Source organism: Gemmiger formicilis (assembly GCF_016901605.1).
GTDB lineage: Bacteria > Bacillota > Clostridia > Oscillospirales > Ruminococcaceae > Gemmiger > Gemmiger formicilis_B.
Genome location: NZ_JACJKP010000092.1, coordinates 1 through 11,481 on the forward strand (window position 1 = coordinate 1; position 11,481 = coordinate 11,481).

General features: G+C 56.6%; 12 protein-coding genes and 1 pseudogene. 4 read left to right on the forward strand and 9 right to left on the reverse strand.

Annotated elements, in window-relative coordinates:
* Positions 1-164: 164 nt before the first annotated feature.
* The 9 genes from H6B10_RS08470 to ylxM all read right to left on the reverse strand — a co-directional run bounded on the left by H6B10_RS08470 (position 165) and on the right by ylxM (position 9,294).
* On the reverse strand, positions 165-2,585 hold the full coding sequence (locus tag H6B10_RS08470; protein ID WP_204651194.1) for a hypothetical protein: 2,421 nt from the start codon (positions 2,583-2,585) through the stop codon (positions 165-167).
* Positions 2,586-2,639: 54 nt separating this feature from the next.
* Entirely contained in the window at positions 2,640-4,490 is a 1,851-nt protein-coding gene (gene uvrC, locus H6B10_RS08475; RefSeq protein ID WP_204651195.1) for an excinuclease ABC subunit UvrC, read from the reverse strand.
* A 72-nt stretch (positions 4,491-4,562) separates the two neighbouring features.
* A complete protein-coding gene (locus tag H6B10_RS08480) occupies positions 4,563-4,826 on the reverse strand; it encodes an HPr family phosphocarrier protein (protein ID WP_204651196.1) in 264 nt (87 codons plus the stop codon).
* Between the two features lie 254 nt (positions 4,827-5,080).
* On the reverse strand, positions 5,081-6,307 hold the full coding sequence (gene trmD / locus H6B10_RS08485; protein WP_204651197.1) for a tRNA (guanosine(37)-N1)-methyltransferase TrmD: 1,227 nt from the start codon (positions 6,305-6,307) through the stop codon (positions 5,081-5,083).
* Positions 6,308-6,310: 3 nt separating this feature from the next.
* Positions 6,311-6,841: a ribosome maturation factor RimM gene (gene rimM / locus H6B10_RS08490; protein WP_204651198.1), complete on the reverse strand. Its 531-nt coding sequence runs from the start codon at positions 6,839-6,841 to the stop codon at positions 6,311-6,313.
* 99 nt (positions 6,842-6,940) lie between these two features.
* Entirely contained in the window at positions 6,941-7,174 is a 234-nt protein-coding gene (locus H6B10_RS08495) for a KH domain-containing protein (RefSeq protein WP_147610860.1), read from the reverse strand.
* Between the two features lie 36 nt (positions 7,175-7,210).
* Positions 7,211-7,450, reverse strand: coding sequence for a 30S ribosomal protein S16 (gene rpsP / locus H6B10_RS08500; protein WP_204651199.1), 240 nt, complete (start codon positions 7,448-7,450; stop codon positions 7,211-7,213).
* A gap of 100 nt (positions 7,451-7,550) precedes the next feature.
* Positions 7,551-8,906, reverse strand: coding sequence for a signal recognition particle protein (gene ffh / locus H6B10_RS08505; RefSeq protein WP_204651200.1), 1,356 nt, complete (start codon positions 8,904-8,906; stop codon positions 7,551-7,553).
* Complete coding sequence (gene ylxM / locus H6B10_RS08510; protein ID WP_204651201.1) at positions 8,896-9,294, reverse strand: YlxM family DNA-binding protein; 399 nt, start codon at positions 9,292-9,294, stop codon at positions 8,896-8,898. The genes ffh and ylxM overlap by 11 nt, the downstream gene beginning before the upstream one ends.
* 240 nt (positions 9,295-9,534) lie before the next feature.
* Here ylxM and H6B10_RS08515 point away from each other — a divergent pair, with 240 nt between their 5' ends.
* The 4 genes and pseudogenes from H6B10_RS08515 to H6B10_RS08530 all read left to right on the forward strand — a co-directional run.
* Positions 9,535-10,428 carry a PLP-dependent cysteine synthase family protein gene (locus H6B10_RS08515; RefSeq protein ID WP_207751596.1) on the forward strand — a complete coding sequence of 298 codons (894 nt, stop codon included), beginning with the start codon at positions 9,535-9,537 and terminating at the stop codon, positions 10,426-10,428.
* 115 nt (positions 10,429-10,543) lie between these two features.
* The gene (locus tag H6B10_RS08520; protein WP_204651202.1) at positions 10,544-10,819 is read left to right on the forward strand and encodes a sporulation transcriptional regulator SpoIIID; all 276 of its coding nucleotides are present in this window, start codon (positions 10,544-10,546) and stop codon (positions 10,817-10,819) included.
* Positions 10,820-10,855: 36 nt separating this feature from the next.
* Positions 10,856-11,335 carry a deoxycytidylate deaminase gene (locus H6B10_RS08525; RefSeq protein ID WP_204651203.1) on the forward strand — a complete coding sequence of 160 codons (480 nt, stop codon included), beginning with the start codon at positions 10,856-10,858 and terminating at the stop codon, positions 11,333-11,335.
* An 18-nt stretch (positions 11,336-11,353) separates the two neighbouring features.
* Positions 11,354-11,481: pseudogene (locus H6B10_RS08530) on the forward strand (dephospho-CoA kinase); the annotation flags it as partial.

Below are 11,481 nucleotides of genomic sequence, written 5' to 3' on the forward strand. Positions count from 1 at the left end.
GCTTGGTTGCCAGACCAGCTTTATTCTAGCACAGGAGGTTCTTTCTCTTCACTAAAGTATTTTTTATCCACCCCCAGTTGAACTGGGGGTTTTATCATGCCTATTCGGCGCCAAGAAAAAGCCCTTCCGACACGCAAGGTGTCGAAAGGGCTTTGAAAAAACATTTACAGCCAGAATTGGATCAGACCGCTCACGTTCTGGTAGAGCGATGGATTCTGCCCGATCAATCCGGGTTCCGCCGCAAAATACACGCAGAAATTATAGGCCGCACCGGCTAGTACCGCCAGTGGAAGCAAGGTACGGCAGGCAGTCTGCAAAGCTGTTATGCCCGGCTGGCCGGTGTGGGCCTGCAAGGTTTGCTCGGCCAACAGCCAGGCCAGCGCCGCAGCCAGCAGCAGCGGTCCCAGCCAGTCGCTCTGGTAGCGGTACAGCATACCGGCCATCTCGCAATCCAGCACCGCCAGCACCAGCATTGCCAACAGAACCAAACGCAGTATTCCGCGCAGATCCCGGCGCTGTTCCAGGCGGTGCCGACACAGCGGAAGAACCGCCAGCCCCCACAAAAGCGGCAGACAGGCGAAGGCACCGCCATAGAACAGTTCGGTAATGGTCAGACCCATATAATTGGTTTCCATACGGGTGGCCGTAAGGTACGGGAACACCGTGCTGACCCCCGGAACGCCAAACAGGAAAGTGAACACCGCCGGGGCAATACGGCCCACACTGAAACCGCGGCGGGTCATATCGTTACTGGTAAGGTTGTAGTTGGCGCCAAAGTCGAAGGGCGAACCAAAGCGAGCCGCATTGTACCACATAAGCAGCAACGCCACCGCGATAACCGGTAGCAGGAAGGCGACTGCCTCCCCTGCCCCCTGACGGCTGCACAGTCGTTTTTCCCGTACATACCGCTGCCAGAAGATGGGAACCGCCAGCACAGCAAACAGTTCCATCTGGGGGCGGCACCCTGCCACCAGTGCCATGCACAGGCTGCCCAACACCAAATGCGCCACCAGACGGCCGCGTTTTTCCAGCGGTGTATTGGCAGCCGCCAGCCATTGCCAGATTGCCAGCATGACAAACGCCGCACCACAGAGGATGGCATATTCATAGGTTGAGGGGCGCAGCAGCAGATAGTAGATCTGGCTGCCTGCTGCGATACCGGTTGCTGTGAGCAGGTAGGCTGCCGCACTGGCCCGTTGGAACCACCGCCGCAGCGCCTGTTTCACGCATCCAAAAGACGCCAGAATGAACAGCCACGACATGAGGATCATCGGCAAGCTGGGCGGCAAATCTCCCACGCCGGTCAGTGCTTCAAAAGGAAGCTGGAACAACAGGCAGGGCACCACCCCGAAGTAGACATAATAGCGCCCTTCATAGTACGCCACATCCCACAGGGCATCCGGCGCCGCCTCCTGCCGTGCCGCCGTATCGTAGGGATTTTCCATTGTCAGCATCGCTTCGGGCGGATCTTTTTCCAGGTCCAGGCGGCCATTCAGCAAGCTGTGGGCCAAAGCCCCGTACTGAGCCGCTGTATCGTTGGCCCAGTCATTAATATGCTTGGTGAACGTGATACGGCTTTCGCCGTCCCAATCCGCCGTATTGTAAAAGGACGTGGCAACGCCTGCATTGAAACGATCGGCAAATGGGGCCGCAAAAGCGAGAGCCGCCAACACCACCATGACCAGCACCACCGCCGGCCGATACCGGCGTGTGTGTTCCAGATAGGCATGCTGCCAGAGGACGCTGGCAGGACGCAGTGCAAACGCAGCCGCCAGCAGCCCGAACATCACCACGAAACGGATCAGCGAAAAGTCCAGCGGACGCGGCACATTGGCATACACCGTCTGCAGCGTATAAGAAAGCGGATACTGGCGGTACTCGCCCTCATACGCGAACGCCGTCAGGGTCAGTGTGGAGGCCTTGCCGGACAGGTCCAGGCTGCGGGTCTGGCTGCGGGTGGCTTTCACCGCCACCTGCCAGGGCCAGCTCTGACGAGAAGCCGAACTGGCCTCATCGGTAGCAGCCACCGTCAATGTGAACAGCGGATTCTGCACTTCCGGATGGGGGCCGTCGTACTGATAGCTTAATCCCACCAGCTGCAGATTGTACAGTTCCTGGTCCAGACCCGCAAACGTCAACGTGTTGTGTTCCTCGGTGAGGGTCAATGGTGTATCCGGGTTCACTGCCTCCGTCAGGTAACTGCGCAGATCCACCGGGGTATAACTGTGTGTTGCCCAGAAATTCAGGTTGCAGACAAACAGTTCCAGCCCCAAGGCGGCAGCCAGCAGCAACCCCACAGCCGCACCCGTTTGGAACCGTGGCAGCCGATGCCGCAGCCGGAATCCAGCTGCCACAGCACAGGCCCACAGTGCCATACCGGTGATGCCCAGCATCCGGAAGGCATCAAAATCCTCCGTAAGACCCGGCTTGGAATAAATGCACGCAGCCCAGATCCATACCCCCAGCACAAGGCCGGGACCGGCCCAAAGGTCGGCGCGACGGAGAGGACGTCGACATACCCTGCCCGGAAGATATGCCGCAGCTGCTGCAATACACAGCGTAAGAAGAATTGTAAGAATGAGCATAGACCGCTCCTCTATTCATTGTTTTGGCAGCCGCCTTTGCCACTGCCGCTCCGATTATACACCATTGCGCAGCGCGTTGTACAGCTTCTCCGCTTTGGCATGACTGATGCCCTTGACTTCTTCCAGGTCGGAAATACTGGCTGCCTTGACAGCCGCTACCGTCTTGAAATGTGCCAGCAAGGCAGCACTGGTCTTTTCCCCTACACCGGGTAAGGCGGTCAGCGTTGCCGCATAGGAACGCTTTTTCATGGCCCGCTTGCGGTAGTCATTGGCATAGCGGTGGGTTTCGTCCTGAATGTTGGTGACGAAAGTAAAGATGTTGCGATTACGGTTGATGGCGATTTCGCCGCCTGCATCGTCCACAATGGCGCGGGTGCGGTGGTGATCGTCCTTGACCATACCAAAGGTGGGTACATGTTCCAGGGCCGTGCCGCGCAGCGCCTGCTTGACGGCGCTGACCTGCCCACGGCCGCCGTCAATGAGCAGAAGATCCGGCATCGTGGCAAATTGATTCTGCGGACCATCCGGTTTTTCTCCACGGCGCGCCGCTTCATATTCAGCGGCACGGCGGGCCAGGGTTTCGGCCAGCGAGGCGTAGTCATCCGTACCTACCACGCTCTTCATCTTGAACCGGCGGTATCCGGAACGGTGTGGCTTTCCGTTCTTGAATACCACCATGCCGCAAACGCTGGAACCATCGCCCCAGTTGGAAATATCATAGCTTTCAATCACCCGGGGCGGGGCTTTCAGGCCCAGCATCTGGGCGGCTTCCTCCAGCAGTTTTTCCTCCCGGGTATAGCGGCCGCTCTCCCGTCCCAGGCGTTCCACCGCATTGGTGTACGCCATGGTCACCAGTTTGGCTACATCGCCCCGCTGGGGCACATACAGTTCTACCTTGCTGCCCCGGGTCTGGTTCAAGGCCTCATTCAAGGCTTCCGCATCGGAAGGCAGCGCGTCCACCGCAATGACCTTGGGGATACTTTCGCCATCCAGATAGTACTGGGGCAGAAATTCTTCCCGCACAGCGGCAATATCAGTGGTATCATGGAATACAAACTCCCGTTTGTCGGTCAGACGGCCGTCCCGGTAACGCAGCACCGCCGCACATACCGCCCTTGTTGTCCCGGCCAGGGCGATAACATCCATCTCGGTATCGCCTTCCATCACTACTTTTTGGCCGGCGGCCACCCGTTCGATGGCCTGAATCTGATCCCGCAGCAGCGCGGCGGTTTCAAAATCCAGCCGCTCCGATGCTGCTTCCATCTTTTCTTTCAGCTGCTTGACGATATCTTTTTTGCCGTAACGGATCATCCGCAAGGCACCCTGTACGGCGTCGTTGTATGCTTCGCAGCTGATTTTGCCGCTGCAAACCGCCATGCATTTGCCGATATGGGCGTTCAGACAGGGGCGTCCTTTGCCAAAGTCCCGCGGGAATTCTTTATTGCAGCGTGGCAGCAAAAAGCAATCCTGGGCCATTTCCACCATTTCCCGCACAGCAAAGGAGGACGTAAAGGGACCGATATAGTCCGCATCGTCATCCTCTTTTTGCAAAACGGCCAAGATGCGCGGCCACGGCCCTTTGGTCACTTTGACATAGCTATACCCTTTATCGTCCTTGAGCAGAATATTATATTTGGGCGTATGTGCCTTGATCTGGCTGGCTTCCAGTACCAGTGCCTCAAACTCGCTTTGGCAGACGATCACATCAAAGGTGAACGCATGTGCGATCATCTGGGTAACCTTGGCATCGTGGGGGACACCTTCCCGGAAATATTGGGAAACCCGCGTTTTCAGACGCTTGGCCTTACCAATATAAATGATGGTATCGCTTTTATCCCGGATGATATACACGCCGGGCAACAGCGGCAGCATACAGGCTTTGCGGTACAATTCAGCTTTTGTCATGGAGTTCCTTTCAGCAAACAGCAGAAAATAAAAAAGCGGCGGGTCGCCCCGCCGTTGCATTTGTGAGAAGAATTACTCGGCAAAGCCGGAGCTGACCAGCTTGACCAGACCGTCGACCGCAGCCTGCTCATCGGCGCCGTCGGCAATGATGCGAATGTTCGTGCCGCCCACGATACCCAGGCTCAGAACACCGAGCAGGCTCTTGGCGTTAACGCGGCGCTCCTCTTTCTCGACCCAGATCGAGGACTTGTACTCGTTCGCCTTCTGGATGAAGAAGGTAGCCGGACGGGCATGCAGACCAACCTGATTCTCAACGGTAACTTCTTTCACGTACATAGTTATTCTCTCCTACTTTTGAAAATAATATGCCCCTGCGTTTCTACCGTGGGCGCTTGTCGTCAGGCGGTCTATTGCGCATGATACGCCGCCTTGATTGTTTCTATTTTATCCTATTTCGTCGATTTTGTACAGTAGAATTTTGCAAATTTGGCAGGATTCTGTAATTCCGCCAAATCTCAGCTTTTGGCTTTGTGCATATTTACCAGTTTATTTTCAACAACATTGTAGATTGACAACAAAACTTTGTTCCGTTACCCCTGATACCGCAGAATCAATTCCCGGCAAAAAACCGCGGCACCGGGCTGTTTTTGGGGGTCATAAACAGCCTCCACACCCTCGGGACGCCAGCCCATCCGCCGGTAAAGTGCCAGCGCCCGGGTATTGGTATCCAATACTGTCAGCGTGGGATTTGGATGTTCCGGCAGCTTTTTGCGGGCAAAATCCAGCATTTTGCTGCCAATGCCGCGTCCTCTGGATTCTGCCGTCACAAACAGATGGCTGATCCGTCCGGTCTTGTGGCAGACCCCCACCATGCCGTCCGCAACGTTTTTGGTATAATGCAGATAAAAGGCCCAGCCGTTTTCACGATCCTGCAGCAGTTCTTTCCGGCAGTTTTCCGGGGTGAGTGTATCCAGATAAAGTGCCGTACTGACCTTTTCGCAAACGGCATATCGCCCTTCGGCAAAAAGACGAGCTGCCTGATCCCATTGGTCATCGGTTTTCACAAGGCGCATGTTTTCGCCCCGCTTCCACTTGGGCAATTCGGTCAGCGGATGTGTATCGCACCACTGCTCGTAGAGGTCCGGGCGACGCAGTCGGGTACGGGTACGGCTCTGCGCCTCGCGCCAGGCGTCGATCTTCTGGTGGTCCCCTGTCAGGAGCACCGGCGGTACGGCGCGGCCCTCCCACACTTCGGGCCGGGTATACTGAGGATATTCCAGCAGGCCGTCCCAGTAACTTTCATCCTGGTAGCCTTTTTCCTCGGCCAGAACACCGGGCTGCAGCCGCAGTACGCTGTCGGCCACCACCAGGCTTGCCAGTTCACCGCCGGTCAGCACATAATCCCCAATGGAGATTTCCTCGTCACCGAAAGCATCAATCACCCGCTGGTCGATGCCTTCGTAATGGCCGCAGACCAGCGTTACCGCGTCGTACCGGGCCAGCCGTTTGGCGGTTTCTTCATTATAGGGTTGCCCGGCTGCCGTCAAAAATACCACATGGGGGTTCCCACGGCCCTGTTCAGCACATTGCCGCTGCACGGCACGCAGGCAATCGGCAATCGGCTGTGCATACAGCACCATGCCGCAGCCGCCCCCATAAGGGTAATCATCGGTCTGCTTTTGTTTATTGGTGGTATAGTCCCGAATCTGATGGCAGTGCGCCTCAAACAGATTTTTGGCACGGGCCCGCCCCAGTATACTGGCCGAAAGAAAACTGTCGCAAAGTTCAGGGAAAAGCGTCACAATATCGATGCGCATGGCTTACTCCTTATCGCCGTTGACGGCTTCGGTAAACATGCCGTCAATGGGGGTCACGGCGATTTCGCGAGCCTGCGGGTCAATCTTTTGTACAAACTCCGGAACCGCAGGCAGCATGTGGGTCTGCCCTTCCTCATCGGTCACCGTATAGATATCCTGGGCAGCGGGGTGGTCCACCGCTGTCAGTGTGCCGTATTCCCGGCCGGTATTGGCATCCACCACACGGCATCCCAGCAGATCATCGATAAAATAGCGCCCCTTGGGAAGTCTGGCATCCGCTTTGGCAAAATAGTAGGTGCGCCCCACCTGTGCCCGTGCGGCGTCCATATCGGTCACACCGTCCAACCGCAGCAGGATCACATTTCCCTGGGCACGCACCCCCAGAACGCGCACCTCACCGGTGCCGTCCGCTTTGGCGAACAAACGTTTGAATTTTGCCAGAAACGCCGCCCCGTCACACAGCGGCAATGCTTTCATCTCGCCCCGCACTCCGTGGGTGGAAACGATTTTACAGGCAGGAAGATAGTTCTGCATAATTTTCTTTCAACCTTCCGTGATCAAAAGTGGAACAGGCGGTCAGGCCGCCCGACATACAAAAAAGCACTTTGCCAAGCGGCAAAGTGCTTTTGGCTTTTAGTCGATCTCAACGATGACTTTCTCGCCCTGACGTACCGCCGCGGCACGCATGACAACGCGAATCGCCTTGGCGATGCGTCCCTGCTTGCCGATCACACGGCCCATATCGGCTTCAGCCACTTTGAGGTGATAGACGACCGTGCCGTCCTCACGCATGGGGTCAACGGTCACCTGCACGGCCTCCTTGTCTTCGACAAGGCCGCGGGCAACGGCTAATAAGAGTTCCTGCATGTGGCGTTCCCTCCCTCAGAAAAAGCGAACAGCAGATTACAGAACGGCAGCCTTCTTCAGCAGCTCACGGACAGTGTCAGTGGGCTGAGCGCCGTTGGCGAGCCACTGCTTGGCCTTGTCGGCATCAATGTTGACAACGCTGGGCTCCTTGGTGGGATCGTAGTAGCCGATCTCCTCGATGAAGCGGCCATCGCGAGCAAAGCGGCTGTCGGCAACAACAACGCGGTAGAAGGGAGCTTTCTTGGCGCCCATGCGGCGCAGACGAATCTTAACCATTGTAAATTCCTCCAAATACTTGTTTACGGCCCTTGTGGGGCGAATTTTATATTGTACATCCCGTGGGCCGTAAAGCCGTGCGGGTCATACCTGAATTTGATCAGCGGCCAAAACCTTTGAAGCCGCCCATGCCGCCCAGATTGCCCAGGCTGCGCATAAAGCCTTTGGGGTTGCGGCGGACTTTTTTCATCATCTTCTGCATCATTTCATACTGACGCAGCAGCTTGTTCACGTCCTCCACGGTCTGACCGGAGCCAGCCGCGATACGGCGCTTCCGCTTGGGATTGATGATCTCGGGCTTGGCGCGTTCTGCCGGGGTCATGGAGTAGATGATAGCCTCAATGTGGGGCAGCATCTTTTCATCCAATGCATCGGCATCGATCTGGTTGCCGCCGGGCATCATGGCCAGCAGCGCCGACGCACCGCCCATCTTCTTTACCTGTTGGAACTGGGCCAGCAGGTCGTTCATATCGAACTTGTTTTCCATCATCCGCCGGGCAGCGGCTTCCGCTTCCTTGTCGTTCTGGACGCTCTGGGCTTTCTCAATCAGAGAGAGCACGTCACCCATGCCGAGGATGCGGCTTGCCATACGGGACGGATAAAAGGGTTCCAGATCTTCCAGCTTTTCGCCGGTGCCCTGGAAGTAAATCGGTTTGCCGGTGACTGCCAGCACCGAAAGCGCTGCGCCGCCGCGGGTGTCGCCGTCGGTTTTGGTCAACACCACGCCGGTAATCCCGATTTTTTCGTTAAATGTTTTGGCGACGTTGACGGCTTCCTGGCCGGCCATGGCATCCACAACCAGCAGTGTCTCGTCCACTTCCACAGTCTGTTTGATGCGGACCAGCTCATCCATCAGCGCGTCATCGATCTGCAAACGACCGGCTGTATCCAGGATCACAATATCGTAACCGTGATCCTTGGCATGGGCCATCGCCTTCTGGGCGATGAGTTCCGGTTTTTCGGTGCCCCTGGTAAAGACCGGAACGCCTGCCTGCTCGCCTACGATCTGCAACTGTTGGATAGCTGCCGGACGGTATACGTCACAGGCCACCAGCAACGGGCGGCGTCCCTGGCTGCGATAGAACTTGCCCAGCTTGGCTGCGTGGGTGGTTTTACCGTTACCCTGCAGACCACACATCATCAGAACCGTCTGGCCCTTATTTTTGATGTGCAGGTACTGCGGTTCGTCACCGCCCATAAGTTTGGTCAGTTCTTCGTTGACGATCTTGACCACCTGCTGGGCGGGGGTCAGGCTTTCCATGACCTCCTGCCCCATGGCACGTTCGGAAACCTGTGCGCAGAAATCCTTGGCTACTTTATAGTTGACATCGGCTTCCAACAGCGCCATGCGCACTTCCCGCATGGCAGCCTTGATATCCGCCTCACTCAGTTTGCCTTTACCGCGCAGTTTTTTGAATACGCCGTTGAGGCGCTCTGTTAACGATTCAAAGGCCATCAGATTCCTCCTGCGTATCCAGCCGCTCCAGAATTTGCAGCATCTCATCGGTATCGGTGCGGATTTGCGGGACCGGATTGAACAGTCCCGAATTGCAGCACCGGACTTCCATAACCAGTTGGCGCAGCCGTGTCAGGTCTGCCTGCATCGCCGTATGGCGGCGGGCGTTGCCCAGTTTAGCTTCCAACTCATCCAATGCTGCTTCGCCATGCTTGATGGCGTCCCGCACTCCCTGCCGGGTAATGCCGAGATTCTCGGCAATCTCTGCCAGGGAAAGATCTTCGTCGTAATACTCGGTCAGGATCATGCGCTGTTTTTCGGTCAAGACCGGCCCGTAAAAGTCCAGCAGGATCGAATAGGCCAGATTTTTTTGCGGCTTCCCCGCCATGGCCTGCGCCCCTTCCCTCGTTTACATGCTGTGTAAAGTTTTTTCCTTTACATCTAGCTTATGAATTATAGCAGGGCCCCGGCCGAAAGTCAAGAGGTTTCGGCATATTTTTATGCTTTGCGGCGTCGTTTCCGGTCTGTGCAAAAAAAATTGCATCGAAGGGGCACGGCAGGTGCAAAACTCGTCGAGTTGTGCTATAATAGACAGTACTTTGCCCATTTGAGAAAGGAGGTGCCCGCCATGCCGATTTTGAAAAGCTATTACCAGGAAGTATACCGCTCCCCCGTCGTTCGGCTGGACGGTTACTCCGGCCGCCATAATCTGAGTTCCAGCATTCTGGCGTATCTGGATTTCGGCGGGGCCACCGGCACCTCCAAGGACGGACTGGCCGAAACCATGCTGGCCTTTGCCACCGAACGCGGCACCCTCAAGCCCGGTATGCCGGTGGTGGAAGCCAGTTCCGGCAGTTTTGGTGCCGCGCTGGCTGTCAGCTGTGCCACAACCGGGCACCCCTGCATCCTGGTCGTTCCCAGCAGCCTTCCCATTATGCGCCGGAAACGGCTGCAGGAACTGGGTGCCAAAATCGTGGTATGCAGCAGCGGCGGCCGCCGGGCCATGGACCGCATTGCCGAGGAAACCGCCCAACGGTACGGCGGGTACTTCACCCATTATTTTGCCAACGACGACAACCCGGAATATCATCGCCGGGTCACCGGACCCCAGATCCTGAAAGCTGCAGGGGAAGCGATTGACGCCATCGTCGTGGGTGTGGGCAGCGGCGGCACCATTACCGGCGTAGCCGAGTACATCAAAGCCTGGAACAGCATGATCCGCATTGTGGCGGTGGAGCCTGCAGAATGCGCTGCCATCTCGGGTGGGTTCATCGGGCAGCACGGCATTGCCGGCATCGGTCCCGGGTTTGTTCCGGAAAACTACAACCCCTATGTCGTGGACACCGTTCTGACGGTAACCACCGCCGACGCGGAGCGGGCCGCCCGGGAAGTTCTCTTTTTTGACGGCGTCCCCGCCTGCACCAGTGCCGGTGCCACTTTGGCTGCGGCTGTGCAGCTGATCGGTACCGGTAAAGCCAAACGACCCTTGTGTGTGTTTGCCGGGCGAAAAATGTACGAGTGATTTTGATATACGATTTCTTCCCTGCCCCGCCGGGCAGGGATTTTGTATTATACGGCATATCCGTACCCTTTTTCACATAGGATTTGACAGAAATTCCATGTGAGGGGGTAACGGTATGAAAGGTGACCCGGAGGAGCGGGCCGTGGCGGTTGGCCGATACATCGTGCGCAGCGGTGCCACCGTGCGTGCAGCAGCCGCGGTGTTTGGGGTAAGCAAAAGCACCATCTGGAAAGACCAGAGCCGGCTGCGCCATACGCACCCCGGCCTGTGGGCCGAAGTACAGACGGTGGTACAGCGCAACAAAGCCGAGCGGCATCTGCGCGGCGGCGAGGCCACCCGCCGCAAATATTTGCGTGAAGAATCTTGCACCGCCACACGGCGCACAGTATAATAAGGATAAAATAAAACAATAAAGGAAAGAAACGCCATGAAACGAACCGATTACATCAGCTGGGATGAATATTTTATGGGCATTGCCCTGCTTTCCGCCATGCGCTCCAAAGACAACAACAGCCAGGTGGGTGCCTGCATCGTCAGCCCCGAAAACAAGATTCTTTCCCTTGGGTACAACGGCATGCCCATCGGCTGTAATGACGACGATATGCCCTGGGAACGGGAAGGCGACGAACTGGAAACCAAGTACATGTATGTATGCCATTCGGAACTGAACGCCATTCTCAACAGCCCGCACAATGACCTGACCGGCGCGCGCATGTATGTGACGCTGTTCCCCTGCAATGAGTGCGCCAAAGCCATCATTCAGAGCGGGATTAAAGAGCTGATTTATCTTTCCGACAAATACCATGATACCCATGCCAGTATCGCCAGCCGCCGTATGTTCAATATGACCGGCGTAAAATACCGCGCATACGAACCTACCGGGCGGGAAATCCGGTTGGATGTGTAAAAACGGAGAGGAGTACGCATGAACACCATCATCATCGGCATCGCAGGCGGCACCGGCAGCGGCAAAAGTACCCTGACGGAGCGTCTGCGGGAGCATTTTGGCGTAAATGAAGTGAGTGTCATCAACCATGACAGTTACTACAAACG